This is a genomic window from Microbacterium sp. NPDC091676, assembly GCF_044756645.1.
Lineage (GTDB): Bacteria > Actinomycetota > Actinomycetes > Actinomycetales > Microbacteriaceae > Microbacterium > Microbacterium paraoxydans_D.
Map to the genome: position 1 here is coordinate 2,462,435 of NZ_JBIVTI010000001.1, position 16,769 is coordinate 2,479,203.

The following is a 16,769-nucleotide window of genomic DNA, read 5'->3' on the forward strand; positions in this document are numbered from 1 at the left end:
GCGCGGACACCCGCGCCCCCTCGGCTCCCCGACGACAGGCACCTCTCCCACGCGCATGTTCAGACAGCTCCTCCGCAACAGCGTGCTGCGACGCATCCTCGCAGCCCTCGGCACCCTCTTCGGCGTCGCCGTCTTCGTCTTCCTGATGCTGCGCGCCATCCCCGGCGACCAGATCAGCTCCGGTCTCGGTACCGAGGCGGCGGCCCTCACTCCGGCGCAGCGCGCCGCCCTCGAGGCGTACTACGGCCTCGACCAGCCGCTCGTCGTGCAGTTCTTCTCGTGGCTCGGCAACATCTTCACCGGCAACCTCGGCTTCTCCTCCCGGGCGCAGACGAGCGTCCTCGACCTCACCGCCGCCGCGCTCCCCGTCACCTTCGAGCTCGCGATCATCTCCATCGTGATCGCGCTGGCCATCGGCATCCCGCTCGGCATGCTCTCCGCCTCGAAGCCCGACTCGTTCCGCGACGGCGTCGGCCAGGTCGTCGGGCTCGCCGGGCTCTCGATCCCCGCCTTCCTGCTCGGTACCGCGCTGCTCGCGATCCTCGCCCAGTCGTTCGGGTTCAACCCCAACGGGCAGGCGTACGCCACGCTCTTCGAGAACCCGCTGCTGAACCTCCAGCAGATGCTGCTGCCCTCGATCGTGCTCGGCTTCGGCATCGCCGCACCGATCATGCGCACGACCCGCACCGCGGTGCTCGAGATCCGCTCCAACGACTTCATCCGCACCGCCAGGGCGAAGGGCGTGCCCCCGCGTCGGCTGCAGGTGCGCCACGTGCTCGGCAACGCCCTGGTGCCCATCGTCACGATGACCGGTCTGCAGTTCGGATACCTGCTCGGCGGCGCCGTCGTGGTGGAGCAGATCTTCTCGCTCCCCGGGATCGGGCGCCAGGTGCTTCTCGGCATCCAGCAGAAGGAGTACGCGCTCGTGCAGAGCACCGTGCTGGTGATCGCGCTCGCCTTCGTCATCGTCAATCTGCTCACCGACCTGCTCTACCGGGTCATCGATCCTCGGGTGCGTGCCGCATGACCGACATCTCTCAGACCCCGACCATCGCCCCCGGCGGCGGACGCACCATGGAGCGCGTGCGTCTTCTGCTGCGCAGCCGCAGCGGCCTCGCCGGCCTCATCATCGTCGTGCTGCTCGCGGTGCTGAGCCTCATCTCGGCGTTCGGCCTGCTGCCGTTCGACCCGCTCGCGCAGGATCCGCCGTCCCGGCTGCAGCCGCCGTCCGCGGTGCACTGGTTCGGCACCGACCAGTTCGGCCGCGACGTGTTCTCGCGGGTCGCCGCGGGCGTCGCGAACTCGGCGCTCATCTCCGTGGTCGCCGTGGCGTTCGCGACCGTGGTCGGCACGGTCTGCGGCCTGATCGCCGGCTTCTACCGCGGCTTCTCCGACGGGGCGATCACGGCTGTCACCAACGTGCTGTTCGCCTTCCCGCCGCTGTTGCTCGCCCTGTCGTTGGCGTCAGTGTTCGACCGCAACTGGTTCACGATCGCCGTGGCCATCGCGATCGTCTACGTGCCGATCTTCATCCGCGTCACCCGAGGCCCCGTGCTGTCGCTGCGCGAGGTGGAGTACGTCAAGGCGGCCAAGAGCACGGGGCAGAGCCGTATGGCGACCATGTTCCGCCACGTGCTGCCCAACATCACCTCGATCATCATCGTGCAGGTCACGCTCTCCCTCTCCTGGGCGGTGCTCACGGAGGCTTCGCTGAGCTTCCTCGGACTCGGCACGCCGCCGCCGGCGCCCTCGCTCGGCTCGATGATCTTCGAGGCGCGCACCCTCGTCACGATCGCCCCGTGGACCATGATCGCCCCCGGCGTGATCGTCGTGCTCCTCGTCGTCGGCCTGAACCTGCTGGGCGACGGGCTGCGCGACAGCCTCGACCCGCGGAACCGGGGCAAGCGATGATCGCGGAAGACCTGGGCGCCCTCGCCACCGAGGCGAGCGACCCCCGTTACGCCCGCCTCGATCAGATGAGCGTGGCCGAGCTCGCGCAGACCATGAACGAGGCCGACGCCACCGTGCCCGCGGCCGTGCAGCGCGCCCTTCCACAGATCGTCCCGGCGATCGAGCAGACGGCCGCGCGCATGGCACAGGGCGGACGTCTGGTGTACGTCGGCGCAGGCACCCCCGGACGCATCGGCGTGCTCGACGCCTCCGAGTGCCCGCCCACGTTCAGCACCCCGCCGGAGCTGGTGTTCGCGATCATGGCCGGCGGTCCCGGAGCCATCGTGAACCCCGTCGAAGGCGCGGAGGACGACGCGGAGGCCGGTGCCGCGGCCATCGACGCCGCGGGCATCGGCCCGCTCGACACCGTGATCGGCATCGCGTCCAGTGGCCGCACGCCGTACGTGGTCGCCGCCGTCCGGAGGGCGCGGGAGCGCGGGGCGCTCAGCGTCGGCCTGTCGTGCAACACCGGCACCGCGCTGAGCGCGGTCGCCGAGCACGGCATCGAGGTCGAGGTCGGCCCCGAGGTGCTCGCCGGCTCCACGCGCCTCAAGTCCGGCACGGCGCAGAAGCTCGTCCTGAACATGTTCTCGACCATCGCGATGGTGAGGAACGGCAAGGCCTACGGCAACCTGATGGTCGACCTGAAGGCCACGAACCACAAGCTCCGCGAGCGCGCGATCCGCATGGTGCGGACGATCGCCGATGTCGATCGCGACACGGCGGCCGCCGCGCTGGAGGGCGCCGGGTGGGACGTGAAGCTCGCCGCGATCATGATCCGCCGCGGGGAGGACCTCCCCGCGGCCACCGACCGACTCGCGGCGGCCGACGGCCGTCTGCGCACCGCACTGGAGGAGAACTGATGCGCGTCCTGGGACTGATCTCCGGCACCTCGCACGACGGGATCGACGCCGCCGTCGTCGACTTCGCCACCAACGGGGGCTTCACGGCGCACGGCGTCGACCTCCGGGGCACGGTGCTCGCCTCCACGAGCGTCCCCTACGATCCCGAGCTGCGGGCACGCCTCATCGCCGCGCTCCCTCCGGCGCAGACCACCCTGGCCGAGGTGGCCGAGCTGGACACCCTCATCGGCCAGGCGTTCGCCGACGTCGCGGCCGACGTGGCGGCAGAGATCGGCGGTGTCGACGCGGTGTGCTCGCACGGCCAGACCGTGTACCACTGGGTCGACGGCGCCCACGCGCTCGGCACCCTCCAGATCGGGCAGCCCGCCTGGATCGCCGAGAAGGTCGGTGTGCCCGTCGTCTCCGACATCCGTATCCGCGACATCACCGCGGGCGGCCACGGCGCGCCGCTCGTGTCGTTCCTCGACGAGCTGCTGCTCCGTGGTCGCGCCGGCGTCTCGGCGGCGTTGAACCTCGGCGGCATCTCGAACATGACCGTCGTCCGCCCGGACGGCCTCGTCGCCTACGACATCGGCCCCGCGAACGCCCTGGTCGACGCGGTCATCGTCGCGCACGACCTCAATCCGCTCGGCTACGACGACGACGCGGCGATCGCCCGGACCGGGCGGGTCGACGAGGCGCTGCTGGACGCGATGCTCGCAGACCCCTACTACGCGCTCACCCCGCCGAAGAGCACGGGCAAGGAGCACTTCCACCTCGCCTACGTGCACGAGCACCTCGCGGCGCAGGGACGCGAGATCGCGGTCGCCGACGTCGTGCGCACGCTCACCGAGCTCACGGTCCGCACGGTCGCCCGCGACGTCGAGGCCGCAGGGATCGGCTTCCTCGCCGTATCCGGCGGCGGCTGCCGCAACCCGCTGATCCTCGACGGGCTGCGGACCGCGCTGCCGCAGACCGAGGTCGTCCTGGCCGACGAGCTCGGCGCCCCCGCCGACAGCAAGGAGGCCATCCTCCTCGCGCTCATCGGCTGGTCGACCCTGCACGGCGTCCCCGCCATCGTCCCCGGAGGGACGGGGGCGCGCGAGCCGCGCATCCTCGGCACGATCACCCCCGGCGCCGGTCCGCTGCAGATGCCCGAGCCGGTCGCGGCCATCGAATCCCTCACCCTCACGGAGGCGGCGGGATCGTGACCGTCGTCGAGCGGATGCGCGTGCTGCGGGTGCCTTCGCCCCTGGTGCGTCCCTTCGTCACGGCCGTCCGACGCACGGACCACCTCGACGTCGTGCTCGTGGAGGTGACCGACGCCGACGGCCGCCGCGGGTACGGGGAGGCCGCGACGAGCTGGCGCGTCACCGGGGAGAGCCCGGAGAGCGTGACGGCCGCGGTCGCGGGTCCCTTCGCCGACGCCGTGCTCGGGCGCTCCGTCGACGATCCCGGGCTGCCGGACGCCCTCGCCGCGGCCGCCTGGGGAAACGCCGCCGCCCGCAGCGCGGTGGCCTGCGCGGTCGCCGACCTCGCCGCACGCCACCGCGACGAGCCGCTCGCGCAGACGCTCGCCCCGCACGCAGACGCGCCCACGCGCATCCGGACCGACATGACGCTGTCCGTGGCGGAGCCGACGGCGCTGGCCGTGACCGCCGCCGAGTATGCGGCGGCGGGATTCCGGTGCCTCAAGATCAAGGCGTCCCGCGAACACGATGCGGTCGCGGGTCTCCTGGCCGTCCGCGCCGCGGTCGGCGGCGACATCACGCTGCGCGTGGACGCGAACCAGGCGTGGGACGCCGAGACCGCGATCCGCGTCATCCGGGCGGCGGAGGACGCGGGCGTGGGTCTCGAACTCGTCGAGCAGCCGGTCGCCGCGCGCGACCTCGATGCGCTGGCCGCGGTGACGGCCGCCGTCGACACCCCGATCATGGCGGACGAGTCGGTCCGCACCGCGCAGGACGTCCGGGACATCGCCGTGCGCGGAGCCGCCGGGCTCGTGAACGTCAAGCTCGCCAAGACCGGCGGGCTCCGCGAGGCGCTCGCCTGCGTGCAGGCCGCCCGCTCCGCCGGACTCGGCGTCATCATCGGCTGCATGATGGAGTCGCACGTCGGGGTGGCCGCCGCGGCGCACCTCGCCGCCGCGGTCGCTCCGGACGTCGTGCACGACCTCGACGCGGCATCGTGGCTGCGCCGGTCGCCGGTGACCGGAGGGCTCACCGCCGCCGCGGAGTGGCTCACCCTCGCCCCGACCGCAGGACTGGGGATCACCGGGATCGCGCCCGATGCCGAGGTGCTGCTCGACCGCTCCCACACAGGAGCACTCGTATGAGCGCCGCCGAGGCGATCGCCGCGGTCCTCGCCGGGCCGACCGCGCCGCGCGGAGCCGTCGCCGGTGTCGCCACCCGCACGAGGCGGGACACGGCCGCCGGCGGCTTCGCCGACCTCGCGGGGACGCCGGTCACGACGGACACGGCGTTCGACCTCGCCTCGGTCACCAAGGTCGCCGCGACCACCACCGCGCTCCTCGGGCTGGCCTCCCGGGGGGACCTCCGGTTCGACGATCCGGTGGACCGCTTCGTCGCCGGAACCGCCTGCGCCCCCGGGACGACCGTGCGGCACCTGCTCCTGCACCGGGCGGGGCTCTGGGAGTGGCAGCCGCTCTACCTCGACGGCACGCACGCCGACGGCGCGGCCGCCGCCGACGCGCTCCCGCTCCGCTACGGCGTGGACGAAGGACGGCACTACTCCGACCTGGGCTTCCTGATCCTCGGACGGATCATCGCCGCCGTGACCGGCCTCTCCCTCGACGCCGCCGTGCGCGAGCTCGTGACCGGCCCCCTCGGGCTCGCGCGCACGGGCTACGGGCCCGTCCCCGGTCCGGTCGCGTCGTCCACGGGCGACGGCGATGCCGCCGAGCGACGGATGGTCGCCACCGGCACGCCCTACCCGATCCTCACCTCTCGCCGGCACTTCCCCTGGCGCGAGGGCGAGATCGCCGGCGTCGTCAACGACGGCAACTGCTTCCACGCCCTGAACGGCGCCTCCGGGCACGCCGGCCTGTTCGGCACGGTCGACGAGCTGCTGACCCTCGGCGTCGCGCTCGCCGACCCCGAGGCGCACCCCGACCTCTGGGACCCGGCGCTCGTGGCCGAGCTGTTCCGCGACGGCCCCGACCCCGGTCAGGCCCTCGGCTGGCGCAGCGACACCGTGACGGCGGACGGACGCCCGACCCGGATGCTCTGGCATCCCGGCTACACGGGGTGCGCGCTCGGCGCGGTCCCCGCCACCGGGACCGCCGTCGTCCTGCTCGCGAACCGGCTGTTCGCCGATGAGATCGCCCCCACCGAGACCCTGTGGCGCGCAGCGCTGCCCGCACTCCTCGACCCCGAAGGAACGAGTACCCCATGAGCACCACCCCGCCCGTGCTGAGCATCGACGGCCTCGCGGTCGCCTTCCGGACCGGCTCCGAACTGGTCACCGCCATCAGCGACATCACGATCGACATCGCCGCCGGCGAGACGGTCGCCGTGGTCGGCGAATCCGGCTCCGGGAAGTCCACCACCGCGGCCGCGGTCAACCGTCTGCTGCCCGAGAACGGCGTCATCACCGCGGGGAGCATCCGCTTCGAGGGCCGCGAGCTCACCGACCTCCCCGAGAACGCGATGGTGTCCCTCCGCGGGGCCGGAATCGGCCTCGTGCCGCAGGACCCGATGTCGAACCTCAACCCCCTCATGCGCGTCGGCGAGCAGATCGGCGAGGCCCTCGAAGTCCACGGGCACACCAGCGGAGACGCGACGAAGGCCCGTGTCGTCGAGCTGCTGGAGATGGTCGGCATCCCCGATGCCGCCCGCCGGGCGACCCAGTACCCGCACGAGTTCTCCGGGGGCATGCGGCAGCGTGTGCTCATCGCGATGGGGCTCGCCTGCAAGCCGAGGCTGCTCATCGCCGACGAGCCCACCTCGGCGCTCGACGTCACCGTGCAGCGGCGGATCCTCGACCAGCTCGACCAGCTGACCGACGAGCTGGGCACCGCGGTGTTCCTCATCACCCACGACCTCGCCCTCGCCGCCGAGCGCGCCGACCGCATCGTCGTGATGTTCCGTGGCCGTGTCGTGGAGGAGGGCACGTCGGCGGACGTCCTCGGCAACCCGCAGCACGAGTACACCCGGCAGCTGCTCGCGGCCGCACCGAGCCTCGCGTCCCGCCGCGACGCCCTCCCGGCGCGCGAGGTCGCGGCCGACGCCGTGCCCTTCGTCGAGATCCGGGACCTGCGCAAGGAGTTCCCGCTCCGGAACGCGAAGGCCGGGGAGCCGCAGACCTTCACGGCGGTCGACGGCGTGAGCTTCTCGATCCGCCGCGGCACGACCGTGTCCATCGTGGGAGAGTCGGGCTCGGGCAAGTCCACCACGGCGAACATGGTGCTGGGACTGGAGGACGCGACCTCCGGGGCCATCCTCTTCGACGGCACCGACCTCACGACCCTCCGCCGCAAGGAGCTGTTCGCGCTGCGCCGCCGCGTGCAGCCCGTCTTCCAGAACCCCTACGCCTCGCTCGACCCGCGGTACACCGTGGAGCAGTCGATCGCCGAGCCGCTGCGCGTGCACCGGATCGGGACCGCCGCCACCCGGCACGCCCGCGTCCTGGAACTCCTGGAGCAGGTCGCGCTGCCCGCGGCCATGGCCGAGCGGCTGCCGCACGAGCTCTCCGGCGGACAGCGGCAGCGGGTGGCGATCGCCCGCGCCCTGGCCCTGGAGCCCGAGCTCGTCGTGCTGGACGAGGCGGTCTCCGCGCTCGACGTGCTGGTGCAGGCGCAGATCCTCGAGCTCCTCGCCGACCTGCAGAAGCACCTCGGGCTCAGCTACCTCTTCATCAGCCACGACCTGGCGGTCGTGCGCATGATCTCCGACGAGGTGCACGTGATGCAGCGCGGCGTCGTGGTCGAGAGCGGCACCCCGGAGAGCATCTTCGACACGCCGCAGCATCCGTACACCCGGGAGCTGCTCGCCGCGATCCCCGGAGCGTCGCTCGCCTCCTGAGGCCTCGGGGCGGCGGCCGTCGGCTCAGCGCCGGCGGTCGTCGTCGTCCCAGGGGCCTTCCCACCAGCCGGCGCGGCCGTCGTCCTCGCCGCCGCGGCGGCGGGAGCGCACGAACTGCACGACGAAGACCGTCAGCGACGTGAGCGTGATGAGGATCAGGACGAGGAACAGCAGGTCGCTCTGGTTCATGGGCGCTTCCCCTCCGCGGCATCCGCCACGATCTTCGCGATGCGCGCGGCCTTGGTCTCCGCGCGCTTGGCCATCGCGATGTGCGTGAGGCCGAACTTCTTCACCGACTTCGGGAACGCATCCCAGCTCGCCCGCGCCGCGGGCACCGCGTCGAGGGCGGCCGTGAGCTCCGGCGGCTCGATGCCGGCCTCGGGGCCGTCGAGCACGGTCCACGAACCGTTCGCCTTCGCCGTCTCCAGCGCCCGGATGCCGGCGGGAGCGAGGAGCCCCGCGGCCTCCAGCTCCGCGATACGGATCTTGTTCGTCGCCGCCCAGCCGCTGCCCGGGCGTCGAGGGGAGAACCACTGGCCGCGCGTCTCGTCGTCGAACGTGCGCACCGGGCCGTCGATCCACCCGAAGCACAGCGCCTGCCGGACGGCATCCTCGTACCCGACGCCGACGGCGGATCGACCGCGCACGCTCAGCAGCCACACCCCGGCCGTGCGTTCGTGGTTCGCCTCGAGCCAAGCGCGCCAGGCCGCGGCGTCCGCCGCCGTGACCCGCTCGCCGTCGTCGAGGGCGCCCACGTCAGTCCTCGTCGAGCGTGGGGATCGAGTCGGTGATGGTCGGCAGCAGGTCGGCGACCGAGTCGACGATCTCGTCCGGACGGAAGGGGTACTGCTCGATGATCCGCTGGTCGCTGATGCCGGTGAGCACGAGCACCGTGTGCAGACCCGCCTCGATGCCGGCGACGATGTCCGTGTCCATCCGGTCGCCGATCATGCCGGTCTTCTTCGAGTGCGCGCCGATCTTGTTCAGCGCCGAACGGAACATCATCGGATTGGGCTTGCCGACGACGTAGGGCTCCTTGCCGGTGGCCTTGGTGATGAGGGCGGCGATCGCTCCCGTGGCCGGCAGCACCCCGTCGGCGCTCGGGCCGGTGGCGTCCGGGTTGGTCACGATGAAGCGCGAGCCGTTGATGATGTGGCGGATGGCCTTCGTGATGGCCTCGAACGAGTAGTTGCGGGTCTCGCCGACGACCACGAAATCGGGGTTCGTCTCGGTCATGATGAAGCCGGCCTCGTGCAGCGCGGTGAGGATGCCGGCCTCGCCGATGACGAACGCGGAGCCGCCGGGGAGCTGCTGCGCGAGGAAGTCGGCGGTCGCGAGCGCTGACGTCCAGATGCGCTCTTCCGGCACGATCAGGCCGCTCGCACGGAGGCGGGCCGAGAGGTCGCGGGCGGTGAAGATCGAGTTGTTCGTGAGCACGAGGTAGGGGATCTCGTTGCGCTCCCATCCGGCGAGGAGTTCGGAGGCCCCGGGGATGGCGTCGTTCTCATGGACGAGCACGCCGTCCATGTCGGTGAGCCAGCATTCGATGTCGTCACGGTGTGCCATGTGCTCAGCCTAGAGGCCCCACCTTTCCTTTCGAATCGCCTGATTGGCTCCATCCCCGGCCGATTTGCCGCAAAGTGCGCGATTCGAAGCGGGGGTCAGGCCGACAGCCACACCACGTCGCGGGCGGCGGGGGGCAACGGCGGCTCGGTGCCGTCGAGGGCGATGCCGGAGGGGGTCACCGTCACGGACGTCCCCACGACGACCCCGTGGGCGTCGAGGGTCCGCAGGAGCTCCGGGTCGCGGTCGTCGACGCGGAGCACGCGGCCGGTGTGTCCTTCCGGGGCATCGGCGAGCAGGACGAAGGGCTCCCGTTCGATGCGGCCCTCCGCGTCCGGGATGGCGTCTCCGTGCGGGTCGAAGCGCGGTCGTCCCAGGCGCTCGTCGATGCCCTCGAGCAGCCGGTCGCTGATGGTGTGCTCCAGCACCTCGGCCTCGTCGTGCACCTCGTCCCACCCGTACCCGAACTCCTGCACGAGCCAGGTCTCGATGAGGCGGTGGCGGCGGACCATCGCGAGGGCCCGGGTGGTCCCCGCGTCCGTCAGCCGGACCGCTCCGTACGGCACGTGCGACACGAGTCCCGCCGCGGCGAGCTTCTTCACCATCTCCGTGACCGACGACGGCGCGATGCCGAGCTTGGCCGCCAGGACCGAGGGGGTGATCGGCGCATCCTGCCACTCGGTGTGCGCGTAGACGGTCTTCAGGTAGTCGTCAGCTGCCGGGGATGCCACCCCACCACTCTACGGCGCGGACCGCTCCCCGCCCTCGCGGGCCCAGGCGGTGAGGCCGCGGATGAGGGCGCGCGCGCCGATCTCGAACGTCCGTCGCGCGGGGTCGTCGCTCAGCTCGGCCCGCGCGCTCTCGGCCGCGGCGAAGGTGGGGTACGCGGGGGCGAGCTCCTTCGGCGCCATGTTGTCCGCCGGAGCGAGGGCGTCCAGCGCGGAGCCGATGATGAACGACTCCAGCGCGACGATGGCATCGACGATCGTCTCGCGGGGCCAGCCGTCGTCGGTGAGCAGCACCGCGATCTGCTCGTAGTCCGCGAACGAGCCCTCGTCGGCGTCGATGGGGGAGCTCGCGAGCATGACCATGGCCTGCGGGGCGGCGACGGCCGCGTCGCGATAGCTGTGCGCCCAGGCCAGCAGGGCGTCCTCCAGCGGCCGCTCGCGGGGCACCGGGGTGGCGAGCGAGCGGCTCACGCGGCCGCGCATGGCCCGGATCACGGCGTCGCGGTTCTCGAAGTGGTGATAGAGCGCCGAGGTGCGCACCCCGAGGGATTCCGCGAGCGCGGTCATGGTGAAGCGCTGCGGGGTGCGTTCCGCGCTGAGCCGGAAGGCGGCATCGAGGATCCGCTCCTCGGTGAGCACCGGGCCGGAGGGGCGGCCCACGCTGCGGGGAGACTTCGTCATCGGGGCTCGATTCGGGTTCCGTGTCTGCTACTTTATTGAAACTCTTTCAATTCGCTCGAGGAAGAACGTCATGACGGGTTTCGACGCCGACACTATCGTCACCGGCGCGCGCGTCGTGACCATGGACCCCCGCCGCCCGGAGGCGACGGCCTTCGCCGTCCGCGACGGTCGCTTCCTCGCGGTCGGCGGCGACGACCTCGTCCGCGAGCTGCGCGGGACCGGAACCGTCGTGCACGACCTCGGCGGCGCCGCCGTCACCCCCGGCCTCATCGACGCGCACCTGCATCCGCTGCAGGGCCTCGAGCTCACCGCGGGGATCGACCTCGGGGGCATCACCACCGCCGCCGCGTTGCGCGCCGCCCTCCGGGCCGAGGCCGACCGGGCCCTCGCCGAGGACGCCGAGCCGTGGGTGCGCGGGTGGAATCTCGACTACGACGTGTTCCACGAGATCCCCATGACCGCCGACGCCATCGAGGACGCGGTGCGCGGCCTCCCCGCGCTCCTCATCGTGTTCGACGGGCACACCGCGCTGGCCAGCCGCGAGGGGCTGCGGCGCGGCGGCATCACCGGGGCGCGCGAGACGGACGACTCCTCCCTCGTCGTGGTCGACGCCGAGGGGATCCCGACCGGCGAGCTGCGCGAACTCGGCGCGTACGAGCCCGTGCGCCTCGCGGCCCCCGCCCTGGACCGCGCGCAGACGCTCGCCGCCGGCCACGAACTGCTGCAGGGACTCCGATCCTCCGGCCTCACCGGCGGCACGATCATGGACGGCGGCTTCGCGACCCTGGACCTGCTGGACGCCGTGGAGCAGGGGCCGGGTCTGCCGATCCGCATCGTGTCCGCCATCGATCACGAGCCCGGATTCGACGCCGCCCGCACGGCCGAGAACCTGCGGATGCGCGACCGCCGGGGAGAGCGCTGGCGGGGCGGGGTCGTCAAGCTCTACGCCGACGGCGTGGTGGAGACGGGAACGGCCTGGCTGTACGAGCCCGACACGGCGGGGGAGGGGACCGCGCCGTTCTGGAAGGACGCCGCCGCCTACGCCCGCACCGTGCGCCGCTATGCCGAGGCCGGCTTCCAGGTCGCCACGCACGCCATCGGCGACCGCGCGGTGGGGGAGGTCGTCGACGCGTACCTCGCCGCCGGGGTCCGCAGCGCCGGCGGGGCACCCCACCGGATCGAGCACCTGGAGACCACGACGGATCGCGACGTCGCGCGCCTCGCGGCCGCGGGCATCACCGCCTCGATGCAGCCGCTCCACCTGCAGTGGCGCAAGGCCGACGGCTCGGACGACTGGTCGCGGCGTCTCGGCCCGGCCCGTGCCGCCCGTGCCTGGCGCGTGCGCGACTACTGGGAGGCCGGAGCCCCGGTCGCCCTGGGATCGGACTGGCCCATCGCCCAGAACGACGCCCGCATCGGCCTCGCCTGGGCCCAGCTGCGCCGTCGTCCCGGCGACCGCGACGCCCCCGTCTTCGAGCCCCACCAGGTGCTCACTCCCTACCAGGCGCTGCACGGCTACACCGTGGGCGCCGCGCGTGCCCAGGGCGACACCGACCTCGGTCGGATCGCCCCCGGGTTCCGCGCCGACTACGCCGTGTGGGCGGAGAACCCGCTGCACGTCGCGCCGGACGACCTCCCCGACCTGCCCGTACAGCGGACGGTCGTCGGCGGCGTCGAGCCCTGACCCCCGCTCGACCCCTCATACCCCCTTCCTTCTTCACACCGAGGTGAACCCCATGCCCGAATTCGGCGCCCTCGCGCTCCTGCCCATCGCGGTGATCCTCGTGGTCGCCGTCGCCACCCGGCGCACCCTCTTCGCCCTGCTCTGCGGCACCGTCGCCGGCGCCCTGATCCTGGGCGGCTGGGGCGGCTTCGACATCTGGGTCGCGTACACGGGCACGGCGCTGTCCAACGAGACCGCCCAATGGCTGCTGCTCATCGTGGCGCTGTTCGGCATCCTCATGATGCTGTTCGAGAAGTCGGGCATCGTGACCGACTTCGCCCGCTGGGTGGAGCGGTTCGTGACCTCGCGCCGGAAGTCGACGCTGCTGACGTTCCTGCTCTCGGTGGTCCTGTTCGTGGACGACTACCTCAACGTGCTCACCACCGGCACCTCGATGAAGCAGGTGACCGACCGGTACCGCGTCCCCCGTACGCAGCTCGGCGCGATCATGAAGATGACCGCCGCGCCGATCGCCGTGCTCGTCCCGGTCTCGACCTGGGCGCTGTTCTTCTCCGGACTCTTCGAGGCCCAGGGCGTGACCGTCGGGGGCAGCGGATTCGGCGCCTACCTGCAGTCGATCCCGTTCATCTTCTTCGGGTGGGCGGCGATCGCGGTCGCCCTGCTGATGAGCGTCGGCTGGCTGCCGCGCTTCGGTCCGCTGAAGAAGGACGCGCTGCGGGCGGAGCGCGACGGCGACGTCTTCCCCCTCGGCACGACGGATGCGGAACGCCGCGCGGAGGGAGCGGCGCTGCTCTCCGAGCTGCGCGCGGACGACCCCGACGGTTCGACGGCGCAGCGGGTCGCCGTGGCGCTGGAGACCTCGACGGAGGCGGGGCGCCGGCCGCAGCCGTGGTCGTTCCTCCTCGCGATGGCGGTCCTCGTGGGCGTCACCATCGCGACCGACGCCAACGTCGTCGCCGGCACCGCGGCCGCGCTCGCCGTCACGATCGTGCTCGTCCTCGTGCAGCGCCGTCTCTCCGTGCGGGGCGTGCTGGACGCGGCGCTGGAGGGCATCGAGAGCATGCTCTTCGTGATGGTGCTCACCGTGCTGGCGTTCATGGTGCAGGAGATGAACATCACCCTGCAGCTCGCCGAGTTCGTCATCCAGGTCACGGAGCCGGTGCTCACCCCGGCGCTGCTGCCCGCCATCGTGTTCGCCGTCTGCGGCGTCTACGCCTACGCGACCGGCTCGTTCTGGGACCTGGCGGCGGTCATCACCCCGGTGGTGCTGCCGCTCGCGCTGGCCCTCGGCGCGGACCCGATCCTGGCGGGCGCGGCGGTGTTCTCCGGGGCGGCGCTGGGCAGCACGACCTGCCTCTACGGGGACGGCATCATCCTCGCCTCGCGGTCCATCGGCATCAAGCCGATCAACCTCATGCTGGCCATCCTCCCCTACGCGGGGATCGCCGCCGGGATCTCGCTCGTGCTGTACCTCGTGACGGGCTTCCTCGCGGCCTGAATCAGGCGCTCGTGGAGCCGAGCAGGATCACGGCCGCCTGCCCCGCGAAGAAGAGCACGAGGAACCCCAGGAGGGCGGCGGCGAGCGACAGGCGCCCGTCGAAGCCCTCCACCTCGGCGATGCCCACCTTGCGGGCACGGAAGGCGAAGATCAGGGTGGCGACGCCGAGTGCGAGCTGCACCCACGGGCTGGCGGGGCCGATGACCTTCGGGAACGCGATGAGCAGACCGCCGATGACGCCGGTCGCGAAGCCGCTCCAGGTGAGGAGGCGGACGGTGCGACGGGCGGAGGCGGCAGACATGATGTCGAGCCTATCCGGCGTCATGCCCCCGTCAGCACCAGCCAGAGGAGGGCGCCGTTCAGGGCGATGAGGAGCACGGATGCCACGATGCCGGCGACCGTCGTCCACGCCCGGTTGACCCAGACGCCGAGCGTGCGGCGCTGCGCGGTGAGGGCCACGAGCGGGATCAGCGCGAACGGGATGCCGAACGACAGCACGACCTGGCTGAGGACGAGGGCGAGCGTCGGGTCCACCCCGATGCCGAGGATCACCAGCGCGGGGATGAGTGTCACCAGGCGCCGCGCCAGCAGGGGGATGCGCACGTGCAGCAGGCCGTGCATGATCTCGGCGCCCGCGTACGCGCCGACGGAGGTCGAGGCGAGACCCGAGGCGAGCAGCCCCACGGCGAAGAAGGTCGCCACGGCCGGACCGAGGCCCGCGGCGAGGGCGGCGTGTGCGCCCTCCAGGGAGTCGGTCCCCGCGACGCCCGCGAGGTTCGCCGCCGCGAGGAGCAGGATGCCGAGGTTCACGGAGCCCGCGATGACCATGGCGATCGTCACATCCCACCGTGTCGCCGTGAGCAGGCGGCGGATCCGCGAGGTCTCGACCCGGGCGGCCTCCTCGGTCGTCTCGGCGCTCGTCGCACCGAACCGGTCGCGGGCCAGGGAGGAGTGCGCGTAGATCGCGTGAGGCATGATCGTCGCGCCGAGGATCGAGGCGGCGAGGAGCACGGACCCCGTGTCCTCGAAGCGCGGCACGAGGCCGCTCACCACGCCGGCCGGGTCGGGCGGCGCGAGGAACAGGCCGGCCATGAAGCCGATCGTGATCACGAGCATGAGTCCGATGATCACGAACTCGAAGGGACGGGCGCCGCGACGGTTCTGCACCGCGAGCAGGACCATCGACACGGCCCCGGTGATGAGTCCGCCCCAGAGCAGCGGGACGCCGAAGAGCAGGTTCAGGGCGACGGCGCCGCCGATGACCTCGGCGAGGTCGGTCGCCATCGCGACCAGCTCCGCCTGCAGCCAGTACGCGCGGCGGGCCCAGGGACGGCGCAGCCGCCGGCCCAGCACCTCCGGAAGGCTCTGGCCGGTGACGACGCCGAGCTTCGCGGACAGGTACTGGATCAGCCAGGCCATCACGTTGCCGGCGACGACCACCCACACGAGCAGGTAGCCGTACTGCGCCCCTGCGGTCATGTTGCTGGCGACGTTGCCCGGGTCGAGGTAGGCGACACCCGCCACCAGCGCCGGTCCCAGCAGCCACAGCAGGCGCGGCGAAGCGGTGCGAGCGGGGATCAGGAGAGAGGCGGTGGGATTTTTAGGCACACCGAAACCGTAGCGTATTTTTCGGCGTGCCTAAATATGGTGGGCCGGTGTGCGGCCCCTCCGTCAGACGGCGGCAGGGCCGACGCGGCGATAGCCTGGCGGGATGGATGCGCAGCGCCCCGAGAGCCCGGAACCGACCGCCCCCGGGGGGTCCTCGGCGCAGCCCGGATACGGCGTCGGGCCGTGGCCCGGAGGGCCGTCGGCCTGGCCCGAGGGAGAGCAGTACGATCCCGAGCTCCTCGCGCACGGCGACACGCGGAACGTCATCGACCGCTATCGGTACTGGCGCATGGAGGCGATCGTCGCCGACCTCGATACGCGGCGTCATCCGTTCCACGTCGCGATCGAGAACTGGCAGCACGACATGAACATCGGTTCCATCGTGCGCAGCGCCAATGCGTTCCTCGCCGACACGGTGCACATCGTCGGCCGCCGTCGCTGGAACAAGCGCGGCGCCATGGTGACCGACCGCTACCAGCACGTCGTGCACCACGAGGACATCGCGGCCTTCGCCGCCTGGGCTGCCGCGGAGGGGCTGCCCGTCATCGCGATCGACAACGTCGACGGGGCCGTGCCGGTGGACCGCGCCGACCTGCCGCGCTCGTGCGTGCTCCTGTTCGGGCAGGAAGGGCCCGGGCTGTCGCCGGAGGCGCTGACCGCCGCTTCGGGTCACATCGAGATCACGCAGTACGGCTCGACCCGCTCGATCAACGCGAGTGCCGCCGCCGCCGTCATCATGTACGAGTGGTGCCGTCGCCACGCGGAGTGACCACGAGGAGCGGTCGCGCCTGCTCCGTCAGGCCGGATCGATCCCGAACAGGTGTCGCGAGATCGCGCTGACGTCGCGGTCGAGACCGTCCATGCGCCGGCTCAGGCCATGCACCTCCTTCCGGAGATCCCCGATCTCGGCTTTCACGCCGACGATCTCGCCCTTGATCCCGACGATCTCGCCCTTGATCCCGCCGATCTCGCCCTTGATCCCGCCGATCTCCGTGTGGATCCCGCCGATCTCCGTGCGGACCGTGCCGATCTCCGTCTTGATGATCCTCACGAACATCGTCGCCATGAGCGTGATCGTGGCGTACATGCCCGAGGCGAGAACCCCGATCGTCGTCCATACCTGTGCGTCGTTCATCCCCAGCATCCCTTCAGTGTCGCTCCATGCTGGACCGG

General features: G+C 72.0%; 18 protein-coding genes. 10 read left to right on the forward strand and 8 right to left on the reverse strand.

Features of this window, described 5'->3' with window-relative positions; all coding sequences use genetic code 11:
- The first annotated feature begins 55 nt into the window (after positions 1-55).
- Genes ACIQID_RS11975 through ACIQID_RS12005 form a run of 7 tightly spaced genes read left to right on the forward strand, consistent with a single transcriptional unit; the run spans position 56 to position 7,834 of the window.
- A complete protein-coding gene (locus ACIQID_RS11975; RefSeq protein WP_071329247.1) occupies positions 56-1,027 on the forward strand; it encodes an ABC transporter permease in 972 nt (323 codons plus the stop codon).
- A complete protein-coding gene (locus ACIQID_RS11980) occupies positions 1,024-1,911 on the forward strand; it encodes an ABC transporter permease (protein ID WP_312674752.1) in 888 nt (295 codons plus the stop codon). The genes ACIQID_RS11975 and ACIQID_RS11980 overlap by 4 nt, the downstream gene beginning before the upstream one ends.
- Positions 1,908-2,813, forward strand: coding sequence for an N-acetylmuramic acid 6-phosphate etherase (gene murQ, locus ACIQID_RS11985; RefSeq protein ID WP_400285137.1), 906 nt, complete (start codon positions 1,908-1,910; stop codon positions 2,811-2,813). The genes ACIQID_RS11980 and murQ overlap by 4 nt, the downstream gene beginning before the upstream one ends.
- Positions 2,813-4,003 carry an anhydro-N-acetylmuramic acid kinase gene (locus ACIQID_RS11990; RefSeq protein WP_400285140.1) on the forward strand — a complete coding sequence of 397 codons (1,191 nt, stop codon included), beginning with the start codon at positions 2,813-2,815 and terminating at the stop codon, positions 4,001-4,003. The genes murQ and ACIQID_RS11990 overlap by 1 nt, the downstream gene beginning before the upstream one ends.
- Positions 4,000-5,127: an enolase C-terminal domain-like protein gene (locus tag ACIQID_RS11995; RefSeq protein ID WP_400285143.1), complete on the forward strand. Its 1,128-nt coding sequence runs from the start codon at positions 4,000-4,002 to the stop codon at positions 5,125-5,127. The genes ACIQID_RS11990 and ACIQID_RS11995 overlap by 4 nt, the downstream gene beginning before the upstream one ends.
- Positions 5,124-6,206, forward strand: a complete 1,083-nt coding sequence (locus ACIQID_RS12000) for a serine hydrolase domain-containing protein (RefSeq protein WP_400285146.1) — start codon at positions 5,124-5,126, stop codon at positions 6,204-6,206. The genes ACIQID_RS11995 and ACIQID_RS12000 overlap by 4 nt, the downstream gene beginning before the upstream one ends.
- Complete coding sequence (locus tag ACIQID_RS12005) at positions 6,203-7,834, forward strand: ABC transporter ATP-binding protein (RefSeq protein WP_400285149.1); 1,632 nt, start codon at positions 6,203-6,205, stop codon at positions 7,832-7,834. Before ACIQID_RS12000 ends, ACIQID_RS12005 begins: the two co-directional genes overlap by 4 nt.
- A 24-nt stretch (positions 7,835-7,858) precedes the next feature.
- Here ACIQID_RS12005 and ACIQID_RS12010 read toward each other — a convergent pair whose 3' ends face one another.
- From ACIQID_RS12010 to ACIQID_RS12030, 5 genes are all read right to left on the reverse strand, one after another.
- Positions 7,859-8,023, reverse strand: a complete 165-nt coding sequence (locus ACIQID_RS12010; protein ID WP_168429049.1) for a hypothetical protein — start codon at positions 8,021-8,023, stop codon at positions 7,859-7,861.
- The gene (locus ACIQID_RS12015; protein WP_312674759.1) at positions 8,020-8,589 is read right to left on the reverse strand and encodes a YdeI/OmpD-associated family protein; all 570 of its coding nucleotides are present in this window, start codon (positions 8,587-8,589) and stop codon (positions 8,020-8,022) included. Before ACIQID_RS12015 ends, ACIQID_RS12010 begins: the two co-directional genes overlap by 4 nt.
- A 1-nt stretch (position 8,590) precedes the next feature.
- Positions 8,591-9,400, reverse strand: a complete 810-nt coding sequence (locus tag ACIQID_RS12020; protein ID WP_025104898.1) for an HAD-IIA family hydrolase — start codon at positions 9,398-9,400, stop codon at positions 8,591-8,593.
- Positions 9,401-9,495: 95 nt separating this feature from the next.
- Positions 9,496-10,128, reverse strand: a complete 633-nt coding sequence (locus ACIQID_RS12025; protein WP_312674760.1) for a metal-dependent transcriptional regulator — start codon at positions 10,126-10,128, stop codon at positions 9,496-9,498.
- A gap of 9 nt (positions 10,129-10,137) precedes the next feature.
- A complete protein-coding gene (locus ACIQID_RS12030) occupies positions 10,138-10,806 on the reverse strand; it encodes a TetR/AcrR family transcriptional regulator (RefSeq protein WP_400285154.1) in 669 nt (222 codons plus the stop codon).
- Positions 10,807-10,876: 70 nt separating this feature from the next.
- Between ACIQID_RS12030 and ACIQID_RS12035 the strand changes: the two genes are divergently transcribed.
- On the forward strand, positions 10,877-12,490 hold the full coding sequence (locus ACIQID_RS12035) for an amidohydrolase (protein WP_400285157.1): 1,614 nt from the start codon (positions 10,877-10,879) through the stop codon (positions 12,488-12,490).
- 52 nt (positions 12,491-12,542) lie between these two features.
- Positions 12,543-13,988, forward strand: coding sequence for a Na+/H+ antiporter NhaC family protein (locus tag ACIQID_RS12040; protein WP_400285160.1), 1,446 nt, complete (start codon positions 12,543-12,545; stop codon positions 13,986-13,988).
- Between the two features lies 1 nt (position 13,989).
- On the opposite strand, the gene ACIQID_RS12045 is transcribed toward ACIQID_RS12040, so the two are convergent.
- Positions 13,990-14,289, reverse strand: a complete 300-nt coding sequence (locus ACIQID_RS12045) for a hypothetical protein (protein ID WP_400285163.1) — start codon at positions 14,287-14,289, stop codon at positions 13,990-13,992.
- Positions 14,290-14,309: 20 nt separating this feature from the next.
- Positions 14,310-15,596 carry an Nramp family divalent metal transporter gene (locus ACIQID_RS12050; protein WP_400285165.1) on the reverse strand — a complete coding sequence of 429 codons (1,287 nt, stop codon included), beginning with the start codon at positions 15,594-15,596 and terminating at the stop codon, positions 14,310-14,312.
- A gap of 103 nt (positions 15,597-15,699) precedes the next feature.
- Between ACIQID_RS12050 and ACIQID_RS12055 the strand changes: the two genes are divergently transcribed.
- Positions 15,700-16,365, forward strand: a complete 666-nt coding sequence (locus tag ACIQID_RS12055; protein ID WP_331201358.1) for a TrmH family RNA methyltransferase — start codon at positions 15,700-15,702, stop codon at positions 16,363-16,365.
- 27 nt (positions 16,366-16,392) lie between these two features.
- On the opposite strand, the gene ACIQID_RS12060 is transcribed toward ACIQID_RS12055, so the two are convergent.
- Positions 16,393-16,731 carry a hypothetical protein gene (locus ACIQID_RS12060; RefSeq protein ID WP_071329417.1) on the reverse strand — a complete coding sequence of 113 codons (339 nt, stop codon included), beginning with the start codon at positions 16,729-16,731 and terminating at the stop codon, positions 16,393-16,395.
- Between the last annotated feature and the right edge of the window lie 38 nt (positions 16,732-16,769).